Origin of the sequence: Aliirhizobium cellulosilyticum (genome assembly GCF_014198105.1) — a bacterium.
GTDB classification, from domain to species: domain Bacteria; phylum Pseudomonadota; class Alphaproteobacteria; order Rhizobiales; family Rhizobiaceae; genus Neorhizobium; species Neorhizobium cellulosilyticum.
On the sequence record NZ_JACIGW010000003.1, the window covers coordinates 421,445 to 442,377 of the forward strand.

At 58.1% G+C, this 20,933-nt stretch carries 16 protein-coding genes; 12 read left to right on the forward strand and 4 right to left on the reverse strand.

Features of this window, described 5'->3' with window-relative positions:
- Window positions 1-31: 31 nt before the first annotated feature.
- Window positions 32-913, reverse strand: a complete 882-nt coding sequence (locus GGE33_RS16380; protein ID WP_148144609.1) for a dihydrodipicolinate synthase family protein — start codon at window positions 911-913, stop codon at window positions 32-34.
- Between the two features lie 21 nt (window positions 914-934).
- On the reverse strand, window positions 935-2,485 hold the full coding sequence (locus tag GGE33_RS16385; protein ID WP_183825078.1) for an ABC transporter substrate-binding protein: 1,551 nt from the start codon (window positions 2,483-2,485) through the stop codon (window positions 935-937).
- A gap of 135 nt (window positions 2,486-2,620) precedes the next feature.
- On the opposite strand from GGE33_RS16385, the gene GGE33_RS16390 reads away from it, so the two are divergent.
- The gene (locus GGE33_RS16390) at window positions 2,621-3,502 is read left to right on the forward strand and encodes a LysR family transcriptional regulator (RefSeq protein WP_183825081.1); all 882 of its coding nucleotides are present in this window, start codon (window positions 2,621-2,623) and stop codon (window positions 3,500-3,502) included.
- Window positions 3,503-3,533: 31 nt separating this feature from the next.
- On the opposite strand, the gene GGE33_RS16395 is transcribed toward GGE33_RS16390, so the two are convergent.
- The gene (locus GGE33_RS16395; protein WP_183825084.1) at window positions 3,534-5,633 is read right to left on the reverse strand and encodes a carboxy terminal-processing peptidase; all 2,100 of its coding nucleotides are present in this window, start codon (window positions 5,631-5,633) and stop codon (window positions 3,534-3,536) included.
- A gap of 296 nt (window positions 5,634-5,929) precedes the next feature.
- Here GGE33_RS16395 and GGE33_RS16400 point away from each other — a divergent pair, with 296 nt between their 5' ends.
- Genes GGE33_RS16400 through GGE33_RS16410 form a run of 3 tightly spaced genes read left to right on the forward strand, consistent with a single transcriptional unit; the run spans window position 5,930 to window position 10,043 of the window.
- Window positions 5,930-7,453, forward strand: coding sequence for an acyl-CoA carboxylase subunit beta (locus tag GGE33_RS16400; protein WP_394353651.1), 1,524 nt, complete (start codon window positions 5,930-5,932; stop codon window positions 7,451-7,453).
- 12 nt (window positions 7,454-7,465) lie between these two features.
- Window positions 7,466-9,484: an acetyl-CoA carboxylase biotin carboxylase subunit gene (locus GGE33_RS16405; RefSeq protein WP_183825089.1), complete on the forward strand. Its 2,019-nt coding sequence runs from the start codon at window positions 7,466-7,468 to the stop codon at window positions 9,482-9,484.
- Between the two features lie 7 nt (window positions 9,485-9,491).
- Entirely contained in the window at window positions 9,492-10,043 is a 552-nt protein-coding gene (locus tag GGE33_RS16410; protein WP_343062483.1) for a 2'-5' RNA ligase family protein, read from the forward strand.
- 390 nt (window positions 10,044-10,433) lie between these two features.
- Here GGE33_RS16410 and dgoD read toward each other — a convergent pair whose 3' ends face one another.
- Window positions 10,434-11,582: a galactonate dehydratase gene (gene dgoD / locus GGE33_RS16415; protein ID WP_183825092.1), complete on the reverse strand. Its 1,149-nt coding sequence runs from the start codon at window positions 11,580-11,582 to the stop codon at window positions 10,434-10,436.
- A gap of 244 nt (window positions 11,583-11,826) precedes the next feature.
- Here dgoD and GGE33_RS16420 point away from each other — a divergent pair, with 244 nt between their 5' ends.
- From GGE33_RS16420 to GGE33_RS16450, 8 genes are all read left to right on the forward strand, one after another.
- On the forward strand, window positions 11,827-12,648 hold the full coding sequence (locus GGE33_RS16420; RefSeq protein ID WP_246436158.1) for a FadR/GntR family transcriptional regulator: 822 nt from the start codon (window positions 11,827-11,829) through the stop codon (window positions 12,646-12,648).
- 190 nt (window positions 12,649-12,838) lie between these two features.
- Entirely contained in the window at window positions 12,839-13,408 is a 570-nt protein-coding gene (locus tag GGE33_RS16425) for a TetR/AcrR family transcriptional regulator (RefSeq protein WP_183825650.1), read from the forward strand.
- Window positions 13,409-13,423: 15 nt separating this feature from the next.
- On the forward strand, window positions 13,424-14,026 hold the full coding sequence (locus GGE33_RS16430; protein ID WP_183825095.1) for a 2-hydroxychromene-2-carboxylate isomerase: 603 nt from the start codon (window positions 13,424-13,426) through the stop codon (window positions 14,024-14,026).
- Window positions 14,027-14,103: 77 nt separating this feature from the next.
- Complete coding sequence (locus tag GGE33_RS27865) at window positions 14,104-14,391, forward strand: rhodanese-like domain-containing protein (protein WP_343062484.1); 288 nt, start codon at window positions 14,104-14,106, stop codon at window positions 14,389-14,391.
- Window positions 14,392-14,404: 13 nt separating this feature from the next.
- Window positions 14,405-14,968: a sulfurtransferase gene (locus tag GGE33_RS16435; protein WP_343062485.1), complete on the forward strand. Its 564-nt coding sequence runs from the start codon at window positions 14,405-14,407 to the stop codon at window positions 14,966-14,968.
- On the forward strand, window positions 14,965-16,341 hold the full coding sequence (locus GGE33_RS16440; RefSeq protein WP_183825099.1) for an FAD-binding oxidoreductase: 1,377 nt from the start codon (window positions 14,965-14,967) through the stop codon (window positions 16,339-16,341). The genes GGE33_RS16435 and GGE33_RS16440 overlap by 4 nt, the downstream gene beginning before the upstream one ends.
- A gap of 46 nt (window positions 16,342-16,387) precedes the next feature.
- Window positions 16,388-18,700 carry a molybdopterin guanine dinucleotide-containing S/N-oxide reductase gene (locus GGE33_RS16445; protein ID WP_183825102.1) on the forward strand — a complete coding sequence of 771 codons (2,313 nt, stop codon included), beginning with the start codon at window positions 16,388-16,390 and terminating at the stop codon, window positions 18,698-18,700.
- Between the two features lie 544 nt (window positions 18,701-19,244).
- Window positions 19,245-20,900, forward strand: coding sequence for an ABC transporter substrate-binding protein (locus GGE33_RS16450; RefSeq protein ID WP_183825107.1), 1,656 nt, complete (start codon window positions 19,245-19,247; stop codon window positions 20,898-20,900).
- Window positions 20,901-20,933 lie beyond the last annotated feature (33 nt).

The window sequence follows — 20,933 nt, forward strand, 5'->3', positions numbered from 1 at the left end:
CAAAATGCCTTCAATGTGGGAATCAGAAACGTCAAAGGGCGCCGATACTGCGCAATACGCCGGCGATTTCCTCGCGCGCCGCGTCATTCAGCGGCATTTGCGGATGCATCGGCGCACCAACGGCAAATCCTTGCAGGTCGAGCGCCGTCTTGATGCAGGCGGCGATCGAATATTTCGCGAAAACCTCGTTCAGCTTCCAGAGTGGCCGCTGCAGCTCCATTGCCCGCGCCCAATCACCCGCCTTGGCGGTTTCGTAGAGTTCAATGCTCTGTCTGGGCGCGATACAGGCCGGTCCAGCCATCCAGCCAACCCCGCCGATCATCATCACGCAGGTCGGAATGTGTGCGGAAGCTGCAAACACTTCCATCCGGCCACGCGTCCGCTCGATGATGGAGAGAAGACGACCGGTATTGGTGGAAGCGTCCTTGATGTAACGGATATTGTCGATACGGCTCAGGCGCTCGATAACCGGGAGAGAGAGGTCGGAGCGCTGGAACTGGGGATTGGTGTAGAGCACCACAGGGCGCCCTTTTGCCGCCTTGGCGATTGCGGTGAAATAGGCTTCAACGCCCTCGTCGCTGATCGGGAAGTAGGCTTCCAGGATGGCCAGAATCCCGTCGGCGCCCGAGTTCACCATATATTCGGTCTGGGCAACGGCATCGGCTGTTGATGTCGACGCCACGCCGGCGACAACGGGGACACGGCCACTGCTGGCCGAGATCACCGTGTCGACGACGCGGCGCCTTTGCTCTTGGGAGAGATAGGCAAATTCACCAGTGCTGCCGAGCGGCGCGAGGCCATGGACACCTTCATCGATGAGATGGTCCACCAGATCTGCAAGCAGATTCCGCATCACATTGCCGGCTTCGTCGATCGGCGAGACGAGATAGGGAAATACACCGCTGAAGGACATTGTGAACCGCTCCTCTTTCGATCAGTTCGGCTTCACGTAATAGGGAAGCGTGTAGCCGTCGGAGCGACCCGCATAGTTTATGTCGCTCTTCACCGCCCAGGTATTGGCGAGATAGAAGACCGGGATGACGCCGAGGTCGGTCATCGCGATTTCCGTGGCCTTCTTCAGCAGGTCCTCGCGCTTGGCATCGTCCAGCGTTGCACGGGCTTCGTTGAGCGCCTTGTCGAATTCCGGGTTGGAATAACGACCGCGATTGCCCTGGCCGGCCTTTTCGCCATAGGTCTCAAGGATAGGCCCGAGAACGCCCGAAGCTTCGCCGGTTTCGACGGCAGCACCACCCATGATGAACGAGAACTCGAGGTTCGAGGCGCGGGTGAAATAAACGCTGCCTGGCAGGGTGGCGACTTCGGTCTTAACGCCGACGCGGCTGAAGAACTGGCCGATTGCCTGTGCCACCTTGCTGTCGTTCGGATAACGGTCGTTGGAGGCATGGAAGGTCAGCGCAAAACCATCCGGGTAACCGGCCTTGGCAAGCAGTTCCTTCGCCTTGTTCGGATCATAGGCATCGACCTTGATGGCCGGATCATAACCGAAATAACCCTCCGGCACGACCTGGCCGGCAGGTACGCCCTGCCCGTCCATTATCCGATCGACCAGCGCCTCGCGGTTGATCGACAGCGAAAGCGCACGGCGCACATCGGCGTTCAAGAGCGGGTTCTTGCCGTCAGGACCCTTGGCGAACGGCGATTGTTCGCGGTTCTGGTCCATATGCAGATACATGATGCGGTTGCCGGCAATGTTGACGACCTTCATCTTGTCGGAGGCTTCCAGGCGGCGGGTATCGGCCGTCGGGATGTTTTCGATCATGTCGACATCGCCCGAAAGCATGGCGGCAACACGGGCGCTCGGGTTTTTGAAGACACGGAAGGTGACCTTGTCCCACTGAGCCTTTTCACCCCAATAGGCATCGTTTTTCTCAACGACGACGTTATCATCCGGAGACCACGAGACGAACTTGAACGGCCCGGTGCCGATGACGCCCTTGCCGGTGTTCATCTCACCGGTCGTGAGCTTTTCCATCTCGGCCGGCAGGATGGCGATACGGCTGAGGTTGTTCAAGAGCAGCGGCGTCGGGCCGGAGGTCTTGATGCGCACCGTCAGCGGATCGACGGCCGTGACTTCGGTGATCGCCTTCACATAGGCGGCAAACGAGCTCGGGCTGTTGGTGGACGCAAGCGGAATGCGCTTGATGCTGGCGACCACGTCTTCAGCGGTGAAATCGCTGCCGTCGTGGAATTTCACGCCTTCGCGCAGTTTGAATTCCCAGGTCGTGTCATCAACGATCTGCCAGGAGACTGCCAGCGCCGGCTGGATCTGCTGCTTGTCGTCCTGATTGACGAGGCCGTCGAAAATATTGCGCGCCATCGCGCTATTGGGGCCGACGACATAGAATTGCGGATCCATGGATGTCGTCGAGGCGGAAAGACCGACGGTCAAGTCCTTTGCCTGGCTTGCGAGCGGCATGGCGGAAACAGACGCTACCAATGCGGCTGCGAACACAGAAAACTTCATGGTGAGGACTCCTCCGGGTTGTCCAATCTCCGCACTCTCCCTGCGGGGTGGAGATGAGTTAAAGCTTTCTTACAAGAAAGAAAAATTGCATTTTGTACTCGATCCATGCCTAAATGTTATGGAGAGGATAGCAGCATGCGATTGAAACCACGTCAGGTAGAGGCCTTCAGGGCCGTGATGATGGCCGGGGGCATTACCGCGGCGGCAGATGCCCTGAATGTTACGCAACCCGCCGTCAGCCGGTTGATCCGCGATCTCGAGGACGTCGTTCAGATTACATTGTTCGAGCGGATCGGCGCACGCCTCATACCGACCTCCGAGGCGACCCAGCTCTATCGGGAGGTCGAGCGGCTTTATCTGGGTCTCGACCAGATTGCCCAGGCCGCCGACGATATCCGCCTGCACAAGAATACCGTTCTTCGTATCGGCAGCGTGACATCACTTGTCCGTCCCTATCTGCATCGGGCCATAGTCGACGTGATCGGCGAGCGGCTGGATATTCCTCTGGTTATCGAGGTCGAGAACAGTCGTTACATCTGGGACATGGTCGAGCGGAACCGCTACGATCTCGGCCTGGTCTTCGCTTCGCCGCGCATGGCCGACAAAAACGCCGTTCGTCTGCACAGCACGCATGCCGTTGCCGCGATGGCGCCGGGCCATCGTTTGGCCGGGCGTTCCGTCATTACGCCCTCCGATCTCATCGATGAGCGGGTGCTGATACCGGGCCGGAATTCACCTTTGCGCCTCTCACTCGAGAGGGCCTTTTCCCGCGAGGAGCATCAGCCGGTCAGCACTATGGAAACATCCATGCTGAACTGCTGCTACTTCGCCGCGGCCGGCATGGGAGTGGGGATCGTCGATCACACCAGCCTCAGGTCCGCAGAGGCGGATGTGATCTCCATCCCGTTCGAACCGAATATCGAGGTTTCCTATTTCGCCATACGCCCAAGCGGCGGTCAACGGATCGCCATCCTCGACGAGATCATCAACAGGATCCAGCACCTGATCCAGAACTGACCGCGAGCCTGTTTTTCCTGCCGGCGCTTGGTTACGGCTGATTGGCGGCCTTTCGCACTGGAGCCAGCAATTCCGCCTGATCGGCAACGATGGAAGCAGCCTCGGTCCTCAAGACGTCCTTGGCGTTCTTGCGGGCATTCTCAAGCGCAAGATCGGCGCTCAGGCTGCGCTCGTTGGCCTGCAACCCGTCATCCTCGCCACGCAGCACACCGTCATCTCCTTCTGCACGCGCCTTCAGGCGGCTTTCAAGGGCTTTCATCTCTTCTCGGCGCTCGGCCTCATTCAGGGAGATGACGCGCTTTTCCCGTTGCGCTTTCAACTCCGCAGCGTCTTCGACGAAACGCTGAAAATCCTTGTCGTCTTTCACGCGGGTTTCATGACGGCTCAGGAGTTGCGGCAGCAACGAAGTTGTCTTGTTTGATGCGGTATATCTGGCCGGCTTGATCTTGTCCCACGGCAACGCATTGTCATAGCTCGATTCGCCAACGATCTTCGAGTCCAGGAGACCCGGCAAAGTAATGTCAGGCGTCACACCACGAAGCTGGGTCGTGCCACCGTCTATCCTGAAAAACTGCGCGATCGTCAGCTTCAACTGGCCGTATTTCGGCGTATTGTTGCGAACGGCCTGATCGAGATCGATGACGGTCTGAACCGTACCCTTGCCGAAACTGGGCTCGCCGATGATCACGCCGCGACCATAATCCTGTATCGCCGCTGCAAAGATTTCTGATGCCGACGCGGAGCCGCGATTGATCAGCACGCCGACCGGGCCAGCCCAGGCCGGCTTGGAAAGATCATCGCTTTCGACCTCGACCCTGCCCGCCGCATCGCGCTGCTGAACGACCGGACCCTTGCCGACGAACAGACCGGTCAGGTCGATCGCTTCGGTCAGCGAACCGCCGCCATTGTCGCGCAAGTCGATCAGGACGCCATCGACCTTTTCCTGCTTCAACTCCCCGAGAAGCTTGGCGACGTCGCGGCTGGCGCTGCGGTAATCCTTGTCGCCTTTGCGGCGCGCATCGAAATCCTCGTAGAAGGCCGGCAGGGTAATGACCCCGATCTTGCGGGGCACACCATGATCATCGATGGGCAGGACGGTTTTCTTCGCAGCCTGTTTTTCAAGGCTGATCTTGTCGCGCACCAGGCTGATCACCCGATGGCTTGCATTCGCGGCAGTCTCGGCGGGAAGGATATCGAGCCGCACGACGGAGTCCTTCTCGCCGCGGATAAGCTGGACAACTTCGTCGAGGCGGATGCCGACGACTTCCTTGACCGCGCCATCCTTGCCCTGGCCAACGCCGATGATGCGATCTCCGACCGCCAGCTGCTCGGATAGCTGGGCCGGACCGCCGGGCACGAGTTCGCGAATGGTCGTGTAGCCGTCCCGTTCCTGCAGAACCGCCCCGATGCCGACCAGCGAAAGCTTCATCGAAATGTCGAAATCAGCCGAGGCGGCAGCACCGAAATAGTCGGTATGCGGATCGACGGAGGTTGTGTAGGCAGCCATGAAGGACTGGAACACGTCATCACTCTTGTAGGTGTAGACGCGCTGCTGGATGTTCTCGTAACGCTTGTCGAGCGTATTGCGAATTGTGTCGCTTGTCTGGCCGGCTAGTTTCAGCCGCAGCCAGTCGTTCTTGACACTCTTGCGCCACAGGTCATGAAGCTGTGCTTCCGATTGCGCCCATGGGTCATCCTCACGCGACAGAGGAAAATCTTCCTTGGCGCTGAAATCGAAGCCCTGCTTGAGCAGGTCCCGCGCATATGCCATGCGATCGACAACGCGCTGCGAATAGACGTTGAATATCGAAAACGGGATCTTCAGGTCTTCGTTGACGATGGCATCGTCGATCCTGGTCTTGTTGACCATGAACTTGTCGATATCGGCCTGCAGGAAAAAGCTCCGGTCCGGATCGAGCGACTTCAGATATCGATCCATGATTTTCGCAGACAGGGCATCGTCGAGCGGAACCGGCTTGTAGGCATAGCGCTCAAGGAATTGCGCGCTCAGATTTGCGGCCTCCGCCTGGCTCTTTTGCGGCGCAAGAACCGGTGGCGGGCCAAGCTCCAGGGCATAGGCCGACGGTGCCATTAGAAGAAACAGGCCAACGAAACCGTAACGAGCGCGCATTCAGCTATAATCCCAAGTGCAGAATAAACAGACTGTCAGGTGTTGCATCAACCGTGCCGTTTTAGCAACCCAACTCTATGCGCAATAATTTGTGTCTAACGCCCACATTATCGACAAAATTGCTGTCGCGAGCCGGCTCCCGCTCTGCCCTGCCGTCGCCTTGCGCCATGTTTTCCGGTCGCCATCACATTTTCCTTCATGGTCTTAAGACTGAAACCGGCCTTTCCCTCGCTCCGGTTTTGCTATCTTTATATGTGTCTGCATTCGCACATTCTTTGGGAGGAAATATGCGGGCAATGTTGAACGAGGTCGAAAAGCGTCGCGCGGAGGCGAGGCTGGGCGGCGGCGTCAGGCGGATCGAGGCCCAGCATGCCAAAGGCAAGCTGACGGCCCGCGAACGGATCGAGGTGCTGCTCGACGAGGGTTCGTTCGAAGAATTCGACATGTATGTCACCCATCGCGCCGTCGATTTCGGCATGGCGGACCAGAAAGTCGCCGGTGATGGCGTAGTCACAGGGTGGGGCACGATCAACGGCCGGCAGGTCTACGTCTTTTCCCAGGATTTCACCGTACTCGGCGGCTCGCTGTCGGAAACCCATGCGCAAAAGATCTGCAAGATCATGGATATGGCGGTGCGGGTCGGCGCACCGGTGATCGGCTTGAACGATTCAGGCGGCGCGCGCATCCAGGAAGGTGTCGCCTCGCTTGCCGGTTATGCCGAAGTGTTTCGCCGCAATGCCGAGGCATCCGGCGTCATTCCGCAGATTTCCGTGATCATGGGCCCCTGCGCCGGCGGCGCCGTCTATTCGCCTGCCATGACCGATTTCATCTTCATGGTCCGGGATTCGTCCTACATGTTCGTCACCGGCCCGGATGTGGTGAAAACGGTGACAAACGAGATCGTGACCGCGGAAGAACTGGGAGGCGCAGCCACCCACACGCAGAAGTCATCGGTCGCCGACGCGGCATTTGAAAACGATATCGAGGCGCTGGAAGCGGTTCGCCGGCTTTTCGATTTCCTGCCGCTCAACAATCGCGACAGGGTTCCGGTCAGGCCGGTTCACGACGACCCATCACGGGTCGAAATGCGGCTCGACACGCTGGTGCCGGACAGCGCGGCCAAACCCTATGACATGAAGGAACTGATAACGGCACTTGCCGACGAAGGCGATTTCTTCGAGATCCAGCAGGCCTTCGCGAAAAACATCGTCACCGGCTTCATGCGCATCGAAGGCCAGACGGTCGGCGTCGTTGCCAACCAGCCGATGGTTCTGGCCGGCTGCCTGGATATCGATTCATCGCGCAAGGCGGCGCGGTTCGTCCGTTTCTGCGATGCCTTTTCCATTCCGATCCTGACGCTGGTCGACGTCCCCGGTTTTCTGCCGGGCACCGCGCAGGAATATGGCGGTGTCATCAAGCATGGCGCAAAACTGCTGTTTGCCTATTCGGAAGCGACCGTGCCGATGGTGACGCTGATCACCCGCAAGGCCTATGGCGGCGCCTATGACGTGATGGCATCGAAACATATCGGCGCCGATATCAACTATGCCTGGCCGACAGCCGAGATCGCGGTAATGGGCGCCAAGGGCGCGACCGAAATCCTCTATCGCTCCGAACTTTCAGACCCGGACAAGATCGCGGCCCGCACGAAGGAATACGAGGAACGTTTCGCCAATCCCTTCGTTGCCGCCGAGCGCGGGTTCATCGACGAGGTGATCATGCCGCATTCGTCCCGTCGCCGTATCGCCCGCGCCTTTGCCTCGCTGCGCAACAAGCAGGTAACGACGCATTGGAAAAAACACGACACGATACCGCTCTGAAGGCCCGCAACCATGTTCAAGAAAATCCTCATCGCCAATCGTGGCGAAATCGCCTGCCGGGTTATCAGAACAGCGCAGAAGATGGGCATCGCAACAGTCGCCGTCTATTCGGACGCCGATGCGAATGCCCTGCATGTGTCGATGGCCGATGAGGCGGTGCATATCGGCCCCGCCCCTTCGAACCAGTCTTATATCGTCATCGACAAGATACTTGATGCGATCGCCCGGACCGGCGCGGATGCGGTGCATCCGGGTTATGGTTTTCTGTCTGAGAACGCCGCTTTCGCCGCAGCACTTGAAAAAGCCGGCGTCACCTTCATCGGTCCGCCCGTGAAGGCCATCGAGGCAATGGGCGACAAGATCACTTCCAAAAAGATCGCTTCAGAGGCAGGCGTATCGACCGTGCCCGGGCATATGGGCCTGATCGAAGACGCCGAGGAGGCGGTGAAGATCTCTTCCTCGATCGGCTATCCGGTTATGATCAAGGCCTCCGCAGGAGGCGGCGGCAAGGGCATGCGCATCGCCTGGAACGATGCGGAAGCGCGCGAAGGTTTCCAGTCTTCCCGTAACGAGGCGAAAAGCTCGTTCGGCGACGACCGTATCTTCATCGAGAAATTCGTCGACCAGCCGCGCCATATCGAGATCCAGATTCTGGGCGACCAGCATGACAACACGCTGTATCTCGGCGAACGGGAATGTTCCATCCAGCGCCGGAACCAGAAGGTCATAGAGGAAGCCCCCTCACCTTTCCTCGATGAAGCGACCCGCAAGGCCATGGGGGAACAGGCGGTAGCGCTTGCAAAGGCGGTCGGTTATTTCTCCGCCGGCACGGTGGAATTCATCGTCGACGGCAACCGGAATTTCTATTTCCTCGAAATGAACACCCGCCTGCAGGTGGAGCATCCGGTGACCGAACTCGTCACCGGCATCGACCTCGTCGAGCAGATGATCCGCATCGCAGCCGGCGAAAAGCTTTCGTTCAAGCAGAAAGGCGTATTGCTCCGGGGATGGGCGATCGAAAGCCGGCTTTATGCCGAAGACCCCTACCGCAATTTTCTGCCGTCTATCGGCCGGCTTTCCCGCTACCGCCCGCCGGTCGAAGGACTACAGGATAGCGGCGCCGTTATCCGCAACGATACCGGTGTTTTCGAAGGCGGCGAGATATCGATGTATTATGATCCGATGATCGCCAAGCTTTGCAGCTGGGCCGAGGACCGGACAGCCGCGATAGACGCCATGGGCGCGGCTCTCGATGCGTTCGAGATAGAAGGGATCGGCCACAACCTTCCCTTCCTGTCTGCCGTGATGGGGCAGGAAAGGTTCCGCTCCGGCAAGCTGACGACCGCCTATATCGCGGAAGAATTTCCGGATGGCTTTTCCGGCGTGGAGCCGGATGTCGGCGACGCGCACAAGCTTGCGGCCGTCGCGGTACTGGTCAACCAGGCTCTGGAAGAGCGCGCAACCTGGATCTCCGGCACCCTATCCAAACGCCGCCGGGCGGTGGCAAAGGACTGGGTCGTGACGCTTTCGGCCGGAGTAAAGCCCTTATTCGAAAGCCCGGTCACACTCGATACGGCTGCCGATGGGGCCTTCGTGCGTTTCGGCGATGCCCATCACATCTCAGCGGCGACCGGCTGGTTTCCGGGGCAAAGTCTTGGCGATTTCCATGTCGGCGGTGAAAGCCTGATGGTGAAGGTCGATCTGGTGGGATCGGCCATCCGGCTGCGCTGGCACGGCATGGACATTCTGGCGCGCGTACGCTCGCCGCGCATCGCCGAGCTTGCCAAGCTCATGCCGGTCAAGCTGCCACCGGACACCTCGAAAATGCTGCTTTGCCCGATGCCCGGCGTCATCACTTCGATCGCAGTGAGCGCGGGTGACAAGGTGGAGGCGGGCCAGACGCTTGCAACCGTCGAGGCGATGAAGATGGAAAACGTTCTGAAGGCCGAAAGAGCAGGACTTGTCAAACGCGTTGCCGCCAAGCAAGGCCAAAGCCTTGCCGTGGACGAACTGATCATCGAATTCGAATGATCGCCGGGTGACGCTGCCACCGGTGATCATAACCGCTCATGTCGAAGCTGATGACATGGAGCCTTTCGATCGTCTCCGGCAGGCGCATTTTCCGCCTGCCCGCAATTTCCTCAAGGCGCATGTCACCGTCTTCCATCATCTCCCCGGCCAGCGGCTCGCAGCGGTCAAGGAAATCTTGGCCGAAACGCTGCTGGAGCGGACAGATTTCCTCGCAACCATCAGCGGCATTCAGCATCTGGGAGCAGGCGTCGCATTCAAGATCGAAAGCCCCGAACTGCAGGAGCTGCGAGCCGAACTCGTCCGTCGCTTCGGCTCCTGGCCCGGCCCGCAGGATCTGCAGAAATTCCGCCCGCATATCACGATCCAGAACAAGGTATCGCGGGCAAAAGCCGACCAGTTGTTTTTCGAGCTGACCAGCCGGTTCGAACCGAAATCCATCCGCATGACCGGGCTCGATCTATGGAGTTATCTGGGCGGTCCGTGGCGTCATGAAGGCTTGATGTCATTATCGGACCGAGAGGGGCAATCGCAGCCCCAGTCATCCGGCGCGGGACACTGATCCTCCGTACTATTGGAAACGTTTTCGCAATTTCATCAAAAAACCGAGCCATCGTCGGAACCGGAAGCCCTGACAGGCATTACGCCCTCGTTCTTTCTCTCACCACAAGCTTGATGTCCGAGGTTTGATGATATGCCCAACGCAAGCGACCTTCTACGCTTAGGCCACATCGTGCTCACGGACTTTGGACCGTCGTTCTCGATCCTCCTTTCGATTTTCGCCTTGGGTGCCTGGGTTTTGGGCCTTCAGTTTGGAAGCGTGCTGCACGACTTTCCCGACTACGGAGACAGCGTGTTTCAGAATATGCGGTCGTCGACGATTTCCGATTTCATCGGATAAACACCGCCCGGCCCTGAACGAGCCGGACGCGTATTGCTTGAGGAAACTACCTTACCACTCGGCGAAGCTTCCATCCTCATGGCGCCAGATCGGATTCCGCCAACGATGGCCTTCCTTGGCTCGTTCAATCACATAGGCTTCGTCGACTTCAACACCGAGGCCCGGCCCCTGTGGAATGCTGACAAAGCCATCGGCGTAATGGAAGACTTCCTTGTTGGAGATATAGTCGAGGATGTCATTGCCCTGGTTATAATGGATGCCGAGGCTCTGTTCCTGAATGAACGCGTTATAGGAGACGGCATCCACCTGCAGGCAGGCGGCAAGCGCGATCGGGCCGAGCGGGCAATGGGGCGCCAGCGCCACATCATAGGCCTCCGCCATGGCGGCAATCTTGCGGCATTCGGTAATCCCGCCAGCATGCGAAAGATCCGGCTGGATGATGTCGACATAACCGTCCGACAGAACCTGCTTGAAGTCCCAGCGTGAGAACAGCCGTTCACCGAGCGCGATCGGCGTCGAGCAATGGTTGGCGATCTCTTTCAGCGTCTCGCGGTTCTCGGAAAGCACCGGTTCCTCGATGAACATCAGCTTGTAGGGCTCGAGTTCCTTGGCAAGAACTTTGGCCATCGGCTTGTGAACACGGCCGTGGAAATCGACGCCGATGCCAATATGCGGGCCGACGGCTTCACGTATGATGGCGATCGTCTCGACCGCCTTTTCAACCTTTTCATTGGTATCGACGATCTGCATTTCCTCGCAGCCGTTAAGCTTGATAGCCTTGAACCCGCGGGCAACCACGTCCTTTGCATTGTTGGCGACATCCGACGGGCGGTCGCCGCCGATCCAGGAATAGACTTTGATCCGATCCCTGACCTGGCCACCGAGAAGCGAATGGACCGGCTGGCCCAACGCCTTGCCCTTGATGTCCCAGAGCGCCTGGTCGATGCCGGCGAGCGCCGACATGTGAACGGCCCCTCCCCGATAGAACCCGCCGCGATAAAGAACGGTCCAGTGATCCTCGATCAGAAACGGGTCCTTGCCGATCAGGTAATCGGACATCTCATGCACGGCGGCCTCGACCGTCAGCGCTCTGCCCTCAACCACCGGCTCACCCCAACCGACGATGCCTTCGTCGGTCTCGATCTTCAAAAACAGCCAGCGCGGCGGGACGATATAGGTGGTAAGCTTGGTGATCTTCATCAAAGTGCTCCAAATATGAAGTCGTGCGGCTACATTGCCGACTATAGCGCGGACTACGGTCTTCCCTTTGCTCCGGAAACAGTCAGCACCAGGCGATCTAATTCTCTGCTGACAAGGATTAAAATTCATAGGATGGATGTCAATATAAATATGATTTATTTCTGGATTTGATCAAAAAATAAGATCGTTCCATACTATGAATTGCAAACGAAAAAACCGCACCCCTCAGGAGAGAGATCGAGCAATGACAAAAGAGGGCTCTCTGCTGAGAAACGCTTCGATGACACGGGTGCTGACAGAGGACGGCGAACCGATCGCACAGCGCGGAAAACGAACTGTCCGAGAAGCGCTGCTTCACTGCCTTATCGAAATGATCGTATCGGGGGCGTTTGCCGAAAACTCCACCCTGCCTAACGAGGCCGAGCTTACCGAACGTTTTGGCGTCAGCCGCACCAGCCTGCGGGAAGCCATGCAATATCTCTCTGCCCTCGGCATGGTTCGATCGCGAACAAGAGCCGGCACTACCATCCTGCCGAAGGAAAACTGGAACTATCTTGATCCGATCGTCCTTGAGGTCATACTGTCGGTCGGAGCTGACGACGCCTTTTATTCCTCGCTGATCGACGCTAGACAACTGTTAGAACCTGCAGCAGCCGCGCAAGCGGCCGCCAATGCCAACGCGCGCCAACTCTACCAGATTTCAAAAGCATTCGAGGACATGGTCGAGGCCAACTCCCGAGATACAGATGCCTGGAGTCGGGCCGATTTGGAATTCCATACCGCAATCATCAATGCCAGCGGAAACTGGGTCTACCGGCAGTTCGCAAGCGCCATCCAGGCAGCGCTGCTCGCTAGCTTCCGGCTCACCAACCGTGCCAGCCAATCACACAAGCAGGCGATCTTGAGCCATCAGGTTGTATTGGAGGCCATTCGCATGCGACGACCCGAGGCAGCGCACCATGCCATGGCACACCTTATCGGCGCGGCACGAATAGAAATGACTGAAGCACTTCGACAAGCAAGTATGGTTTTTCAGCCGCCGAAGCGAGAATGGGATACTGAATAAATCCTACAATAACTCAAGATCATATGTGATTTTCTGCCACTTTATGCGTGAGCGGACAGCGGGCCGCTTGACGTAATCCCGGCAATCGTTGACAACTCCAACAACAAGAGACAGACCGGTCTTACTTCTGTCAATTCCCGACCGTCGATGGATCATCGAAGTGATAGGCCCAAAATTTAAAAGCGATGCCATGAGAGAAGCCATACCTGACCAGATCCTCACTGCTGCCGGAGCACTTTTCTATAAAGAAGGCATTCGAGCGGTGGGAATTGACCGCATCATAGAAGAAGCGAATGTCGCCAAGGCGACGCTTTATCGTCACTTCCCTTCCAAGGACCATCTGGTCGCAGCCTACCTCAAGGCCCGCCACGATCGAGTTATCCGATCTCTCGAAGACGTCACCGAGGCGGCGATGGCCCCAAGAGACAAGATAGAGCTGATCTTCGAACGCTTGCACGAAAAGGCAGACAGCCCGGAGTTTCGCGGCTGCGCATTTGCGTTGGCAGTCGCGGAACACGGCGATTCCGAGCGTGTCGTCTCTGTAGCTCGAACTCATAAGACAATGGTTCGGGACATATTCTCTGCCATTATGTCAAAGGCCAACAGCGGATCTCAACAGGCGTCCGCCCATCTTTCCCTTCTTTACGAAGGCGCGCTGGCTACCGTGGCAGTCGGACGCGACCCGAGTGCCGTACTCATTGCCCGCGATTGCGCACTTTCCGTCTTCGATACGGCAGTGTCCACCAAGCAGCCCTCCTGAAAGCGATAGCAGACCATGACAAAAACGATCGATTTCTTCTTCAGCATTGGCTCACCCTGGGCCTTTATCGGGTTGGAACCATTTGCCACGCTGGCAGCTGAACATGGCGCCACGATCCGTCCTCACGTCATTCCGTTGATCGAGGACAATGGCGGCATCTACTCCCGCAATCGGCCCGAAGCACGCCGCGCCTACTGGACGAAAGACCTGAAACGTTGGGCGGCGCTGAGAGGCAAGACGCTCAACTTCGACAATCGCGCCGCACTTTCCGATCCAGCACCGGCCGGCCTGATGGTCGTCGCCGCGATCGAGGCCAATCAGGACTGGCTCAAGCTGACGAAAGCGCTTCAGGAAGCGTTCTGGGGACGTGGCGAAGATATTGGCGATACTGAGATCCGCCGGTCGATTGCGACGGCAGCGGGCTTTGATGCAGCAGCACTGGATGACCTGGGCCAGGGTGAAGCCGTGGAGGCACGCCGCACATCCAGCTACGAGACTGCAAAGGCTACCGGCGTATTCGGACTTCCGACTTTCTTGTATGAAGGCGAGCTTTATTGGGGCCAGGACAGTCTGCCTTTCCTTGAACGCCATCTGAAGGGCGAAAAGCTGGTCGCCTGATTTTCACTCAAGCGACCTCATGCGCCGCAGACGCGGCACGGGTTTGTTTATCCGCTTATATTTTTCGGAGTTTCCCAATGTCTCTTTCCCTGCCCGGCTCTCTTGTCACCACCGAATGGCTTGCAGCGCATATTGACCAGCCGGATCTCGTCATTCTCGATGGATCTTTCAAACTGCCGGGCGCCACCCCGATCGCGGCTGACGATTTTGCCGCCCGGCACATTCCGAAGGCGCGGTTTTTCGATATCGACAAGATTGCCGACCACGAAACGTCGTTGCCGCATATGCTACCCTCGCCCGAAGCTTTCGAGCAATATGCGGCGGATCTCGGCATTTCGAGCGACAGCGTCGTAAGTCGTCTATGACACGCCCGGCCTTATGTCGGCTGGCCGCGTCTGGTGGACCTTGCGGACTTTCGGACACGACAAGGTCGCAGTTCTAGACGGTGGCCTGCGGAAGTGGCTGGCAGAAGGTCGGCCGGTAACCGACGAGGTTGCACCATTCTCCAGAGGAGTTTTTAAGGCGCATTTCAATCCCGAGGCGGTGCGTTCGAAAGCACAGATCCTCGATAACATAGCAAGCCGTGCCGAGCAGGTTATCGATGCCCGCTCTGCTGCCCGCTTCACGGCAACAGAGAAGGAAGCGCGACCGGGTCTTCGCTCCGGTCATATTCCGGGCAGCCTCAATCTGCCATTCAATGCGCTGACCAATCCCCAGACCGGAGAACTTCTCGATATCCCAAGCATCGCGAAGGCTTTTGAACAGGCCGGGCTCGATCTTTCCGAACCTGTCATCGCAAGCTGCGGCTCAGGTGTAACTGCAGCAGCGCTTGCCTTCGGCCTTCATCTTGCAGGCAAGGACGACGTGGCGATCTACGACGGAGCCTGGACAGAATGGGGGCAGCAAGGCGATACACCTGTTGAGACCGGAGACGGAAAATGAGCGCGCTTCCGCTCTCCCTTTCCGAAGTGCTGAGCAAACGCTTCGGTGATCGTTATTCGATATCGCAGGCCCTGCGCGAACAGCATGGCCGCGGTGAATCCCATCACACGCCTGCCATCCCGGATGCCGTCGTTTTTGCGGAGAACACACAAGAGGTGGCCGATATCGTGCGGCTATGCGCTGCCGAAAGCGTTCCGGTCATCGCCTTTGGCGCGGGAACATCGCTCGAAGGCCACCTGACCGCAGTGCGCGGTGGTATTTCCATCGATCTGTCGCGCATGGCGAAGATCACCCGCATCAGCTCCGAGGATCTCGACTGCACCGTCGAGGCGGGCGTTACGCGCGAGCAGTTGAACACCCATCTGCGTGACATGGGTCTGTTCTTCCCGATCGATCCGGGTGCCAATGCCTCGATCGGCGGCATGACAGCTACACGCGCTTCCGGAACCAATGCCGTGCGCTACGGTACCATGCGTGAAAACGTGCTTGGGCTAACCGTCGTATTGCCGAATGGCCAGATCATCCGCACCGGGGGCCGGGCGCGCAAGTCCTCCGCAGGTTACGACCTGACCCGGCTCTTCGTCGGCTCGGAGGGCACGCTCGGCATCATTACTGAGGTCACATTGCGTCTCTACGGTATTCCAGAGACGATCTCTGCTGCGCTCTGCTCTTTCGAAAGCGTGGAACAGGCGGTAGCCGCTGCAATTCAGGTAGTCCAGCTCGGCATTCCCGTTGCCCGTATGGAACTGATGGACCGCGGCCTTATCAAAGCCGTCAACGCGTATTCCAACCTGTCCTTGAAGCTGGAGGACACGCTTGCCTTCGAGTTTCACGGCTCGCCGGCCGGCGTGCAGGAACAGGTCGAAATGGTTGCCGCAATCGTCGCGGAAAACGACGGTCGGGATTTCGAATGGGCAAATGCAGCAGAAGAGCGTAACCGGCTTTGGAAGGCGCGTCATAGCGCCTTTTATGCTGTCGTCTCCCAGCGAGAAAACGCCAAGGGCTGGTCGTCCGATGTCTGCGTGCCTGTCTCCGAGTTAAGTGGCTGCATCCTGAAGACACGCGAACTTCTGAAGGATTGCAGTGTCCCGGCAGCCATTCTCGGACATGTCGGGGACGGCAATTACCACGTCGTCTTCGCCGTCGATCCGAACAACCGGCAGGAACTCGACGAAGTCGCTTCAATCAATAAGAAGATGGTGCAATATGCCATCTCCGTCGGCGGTACATCGACAGGCGAGCATGGGGTCGGCACGGGCAAGATTGCCTATCTTCGGGCTGAACATGGTGATGCCGTTGATCTCATGGCCGTCATCAAGAATGCTATCGATCCGGCGGGCATCATGAACCCTGGCAAGGTTTTGCCAAATTAGCCCTTGACCGACAGCTGAAACACATTGATCGCCGAGGATACCCGCCATGAGCTCGTTCAAGCCTCACAGCTCACATTGGGGCGCCTTTTCAGGCAGATATGAAAACGGCACCCTCCACATCCGGCCTCATCCCGACGATCCGCACCCGTCTCCCCTGCTGGGCAACATTCCGGCGATTGCCGATAGTCCTGCTCGTGTCAGACGCCCCGCCATCCGGCGTGGCTGGCTTGAGCAAGCACCTGCCCACGCAAAAAAACGTGGCGCCGATGATTATATTGAAGTTAGCTGGCCCCAAGCGGTGGAGCTGGTCGCAAACGAACTTCACCGCGTTTACCGGGATTTTGGCCCGCAAGCCGTATTCGGCGGTTCCTATGGTTGGTCGAGTGCCGGCCGTTTTCATCATGCCCAGAGCCAGATCCATCGTTTTCTAAACGTGCTCGGCGGTTATGTGCGATCCGTCAACACCTACAGTTCCGGCGCGGCCTCGGTCATCATCCCGCATGTATTGGGACCTTATGACACGGTCGACCGCAAGAGCGTCACCTGGGATGCAATCGAGCGCAGCACGGAACTCGTCGTCGCCTTCGGCGGAATGGCGATCAAGAACGCCGACGTGCATGGCGGTGGTATAGGAGCCCATATTGTGCGGCCGAAACTGTCCGGCGCCAGTGCTCGCGGCGCCCGGTTCGTCTCCATCACCCCGCTTAAGGACGACTTTCCTTCTGAAGTGAACTCTGAATGGCTGGCAATCATTCCGGGCACCGACGTTGCACTCATGTTGGGAATAGCACATGTGCTGGCGGCAGAAGGAATGCATGACCGCGAGTTTATTGAGCGCTATACGGTCGGATATGAGCGCTTCGAGGACTATCTGCTTGGCCGCAACGATGGATTGCCGAAAACGGCCGAATGGGCAGCGGAGATCTGCGGCATAAGCGCAGAAACAATCAGGGACTTGGCGCGGGCAATGGCACGCCTGCGCACACTGGTGACCGTCAGTCATTCGCTCCAGCGAGCCGACTACGGCGAACAACCAGTCTGGATGGGTATTGTGCTTGCCGCGATGCTCGGCCAGATCGGTCTTGATGGAGGCGGATATTCCTATTCGCTCGGAGCGCTTGGAAACATCGGAAAACGCCAGCTGGCCGTGCCGCTGCCAACGCTCAGTCAGTTCAAGAATCCTCTGGCGGACTATATCCCCGTCGCCCGTATCGCGGACATGCTGCTCAATCCGGGTGGCGAATTCCAGTATAATGGCAATGATCTGCACTATCCGGATATTCGCCTTGTCTATTGGGCAGGCGGCAATCCGTTTCATCACCATCAGGATCTCAACAGGCTGCGCGCCGCATTCAGGCGACCCGAGACAATCATCGTTCATGAGACGGCCTGGACGTCCACCGCGCGTCACGCGGACATCGTTCTGCCGGCAACAACAACGATTGAACGGGACGATATCGGCGCGGCGGACCGCGACGATCTGATGGTAGCAATGAAGAAATTGATCGAACCGGTCGGCGAAGCACGCGACGACTATGAGATTTTTTCCGCCATCGCCCGGCATCTCGGGAAATTCGACGCGTTTACCGAAAACCGCACGGCCCGGGAATGGCTCGGCTTCCTTTTCGAAACGACACGTCAGGCGCTCGCAGCCGGCGGGCATGACGCTCCGAATTTCGAAGAGTTCTGGGAACGCGGTGAACTGCGGCTGCCGATCAAACCCGATGATGGCGGCCCAGCACGTGCCTTCCGTGACGACCCGTCTGCATCTCCCCTGCAGACCCCATCCGGCAAGATAGAGATATTTTCAAGGACGATCGCAGCTTTCGACTATGACGATTGCGGCGGTCATCCATATTGGTACCCTGCAAGGGCTGAAGCGGCGGTTGATAAAACGATCTACCCGCTGCATCTGGTTTGCAACCAGCCGCACCAGCGACTGCATAGCCAGCTCGATTATGGTGACTTCAGCCGCTCTACGAAGATCAAGGACCGCGAGCCGGTCCGCATCAACCCGGCCGATGCGGCAGCGCGCGATATAGAGGATGGCGATATCGTCAGGCTTTTCAACAATCGTGGCAGTTGCCTTGCAGCAGCGATATTGAGCGACGAAGTAAGGCAAGGCGTGATGCAGCTTTCGACGGGCGCATGGTTCGAGCCGGATGATCCGAAGTCGGAACACCCGATGTGCATCCATGGAAATCCGAATATCCTCACGCAGGATATAGGCACTTCCAGATTGGCCCAAGGCTGCACCGGTCAGATCACCAAAGTGGAGGTCGAGCGGTTTTCCGGCGACACTCCACAGGTCCGGGTCTTCGAGGCCATGACATTCGTGACGAATGAGAATGGTTCCTAGACATAAACCCGGACCGCAAATCCTCACCTTTGCGCCGGCCGATCATCTCTCGTATGCAGTCTCGACCAAGATGTAGGCCGGCAGTTCGCTGCATTTTCCATTTCTCACCGCCTGCCTCGCAATCCGGCGTTCAGGCCTCCCCCATTCCCCGTCACCACGTTTGAAACATCAATCCCAAACGCTTCCCAAACTGCGACAAATTAATCCACTAATTCCATGGAAAAAGAATAACCAGTCTTTCTCCTTGGCGCTGCGCTGATAGGCTGTGTGTCATGATCTTCTTGCTGAACAACGGAGGACCGCGTCATGAACGGAATATGTAGCGCCGAGCGCGCTCTGCGCGCGATACGGCCTGCCAGGAGCAGTTAACAGCGGCTTGGCCGAAGTCCAGTCATCGGAATTTGCATTTTCCTATTCGCCCGCTCGGCACGGAACCGCAGCGGCAACGGCTTGACGCGCGCAGTTTCCGCTTATCGCGGACCAGCATGCGCGCTCGCAGAACATCGAAAACACAACCTACACCCCGAAACATCAGGATCACCCCATGACCGAACGATCTTCTCTTCTCAATCTCTCCCGGCGCCGCCTGCTGATCACGACATCGGCTACGGTTGCGGCGGCTCTTTTGGTCTCGACAACGGGCTTCAATCCGGCTCAGGCCGCCGAAACGCCGAAAGATGGTGGCGACATAACCTTCCTGATTGACTCTCTCGGTGATACCTGGATCCCCAACAACAGCGCCATCTCCAGCTTCCAAGGACATATCTGGGGGCATGTCACCGACAAGCTTCTTTATGTTGATGCTGAAGGCAAGGTCAGCCCCTGGCTCGCCGAACGCTGGGAGCAGAATGACAATGCCACGGAATTCACGCTACACCTCAAGAACGGTGTGACCTTCTCCGATGGTGCACCGCTCGATTCCGCCGCGGTCGTTGCCAATCTCGACATCTGGTATGCAGGCCGAAAGAACGAAGGCATCAACCCGATCGGCCTTTTCCCCAAGACTTACGATCGCGCCGAAGTTATCGACCCGTCCACCGTCAAGGTGTTCTTCAAGAAGCCTACACTGGGCTTTATTCCGACGCTGGGCTATCACGGCTCGATCCTGGTATCGCCCAAAAGCCTGGCCCAACCGGCTTCCGAACAAGCCGACCTGAGCAAGACTGCCGGCAGCGGACCCTATGTGGTCGAGAGCTGGAAGGAAGGCGATCACGTTACGCTGGTCAAGCGCAAGGATTACAACTGGGGACCGGCCGCCGTCGGCCATACCGGTCCGGCCTTCCTCGACTCAATCACCTACAAGCTCGTGTCAGAACCCTCGCTCCGGGTCGCCTCGGTCCAGTCCGGTCAGGCAGATGTCGCCTATAATGCCTCCCCACAGGAGCTAAAGTCGCTCAAGGAAGAAGGTTATACGATTGCAACGCCGCGATATCTCGGTTTCGTCAATGGCTGGGCAGTCAATACGAAGATCGCCCCCTATGACGACGTAAAAGTTCGCCAGGCGCTGCAGGCCGGTATCAATCGTCAGGAAATCATCGATACGGTCTACACGCCCGACTGGAAGCTGCCGACCTCGTTCATCCAGAGCAACGTGCCCGGCGCCACCGACCAGAGCGGCCTTTTAGCTTACAATCCCGACAGAGCCGAAAAGCTGCTCGACGAGGCGGGATGGGCAAAGGGCGCAGACGGTGTTCGCACCAAGGACGGCAAACCGCTTACGCTGACGCTCCATTCCAATCCCTATCTCGCCACCTCCAAGTCTGTGGACGAGCTTATCGCCCAGCAGCTCGGCAAGCTTGGCTGGAAGGTCGCTATCCGTGCTTATGACGTCGTGACCTATGGAGAAAAGGTGAAATATGGCGGTCCTGCCATCCCGACATACGAAGTAACACGCAGCTTCATCGACGCCGGAACGGTTGCCGGTATCCTGACAAATGCCAACAATGGCGAGAACTGGTTCGCACTCGATGACCGCGATGCCAGGCTCAACGATCTGCGCGACAAAATCGCGGGGGCAGGCACTTTCGATGAGCGCAACCCGCTGCTGAATGACCTGCAGCAATACGTTCTCGACCAGGGATATTTCATCCCGCGCACGCAGATTGTCCAGCGCATCTATGTACAATCACCGACGCTGAAAGGCGAGGTCTACAACGGCGTTGCCTATGCAAGCTACTACACGGCCTTCATCGCCGATTGACGCATAAAGCAACCAACCAATGCGAGGCACCGG

What these genes read in the sequence shown, in the direction of transcription:
- GGE33_RS16380 (WP_148144609.1), bottom strand. Translation starts at nt 913, where the DNA reads ATGTCCTTCAGCGGTGTATTTCCCTATCTCGTCTCGCCGATCGACGAA.
- GGE33_RS16385 (WP_183825078.1), bottom strand. Translation starts at nt 2,485, where the DNA reads ATGAAGTTTTCTGTGTTCGCAGCCGCATTGGTAGCGTCTGTTTCCGCC.
- GGE33_RS16390 (WP_183825081.1), top strand. Translation starts at nt 2,621, where the DNA reads ATGCGATTGAAACCACGTCAGGTAGAGGCCTTCAGGGCCGTGATGATG.
- GGE33_RS16395 (WP_183825084.1), bottom strand. Translation starts at nt 5,633, where the DNA reads ATGCGCGCTCGTTACGGTTTCGTTGGCCTGTTTCTTCTAATGGCACCG.
- GGE33_RS16400 (WP_394353651.1), top strand. Translation starts at nt 5,930, where the DNA reads ATGTTGAACGAGGTCGAAAAGCGTCGCGCGGAGGCGAGGCTGGGCGGC.
- GGE33_RS16405 (WP_183825089.1), top strand. Translation starts at nt 7,466, where the DNA reads ATGTTCAAGAAAATCCTCATCGCCAATCGTGGCGAAATCGCCTGCCGG.
- dgoD (WP_183825092.1), bottom strand. Translation starts at nt 11,582, where the DNA reads ATGAAGATCACCAAGCTTACCACCTATATCGTCCCGCCGCGCTGGCTG.
- GGE33_RS16420 (WP_246436158.1), top strand. Translation starts at nt 11,827, where the DNA reads ATGACAAAAGAGGGCTCTCTGCTGAGAAACGCTTCGATGACACGGGTG.
- GGE33_RS16425 (WP_183825650.1), top strand. Translation starts at nt 12,839, where the DNA reads ATGAGAGAAGCCATACCTGACCAGATCCTCACTGCTGCCGGAGCACTT.
- GGE33_RS16430 (WP_183825095.1), top strand. Translation starts at nt 13,424, where the DNA reads ATGACAAAAACGATCGATTTCTTCTTCAGCATTGGCTCACCCTGGGCC.
- GGE33_RS27865 (WP_343062484.1), top strand. Translation starts at nt 14,104, where the DNA reads ATGTCTCTTTCCCTGCCCGGCTCTCTTGTCACCACCGAATGGCTTGCA.
- GGE33_RS16435 (WP_343062485.1), top strand. Translation starts at nt 14,405, where the DNA reads ATGTCGGCTGGCCGCGTCTGGTGGACCTTGCGGACTTTCGGACACGAC.
- GGE33_RS16440 (WP_183825099.1), top strand. Translation starts at nt 14,965, where the DNA reads ATGAGCGCGCTTCCGCTCTCCCTTTCCGAAGTGCTGAGCAAACGCTTC.
- GGE33_RS16445 (WP_183825102.1), top strand. Translation starts at nt 16,388, where the DNA reads ATGAGCTCGTTCAAGCCTCACAGCTCACATTGGGGCGCCTTTTCAGGC.
- GGE33_RS16450 (WP_183825107.1), top strand. Translation starts at nt 19,245, where the DNA reads ATGACCGAACGATCTTCTCTTCTCAATCTCTCCCGGCGCCGCCTGCTG.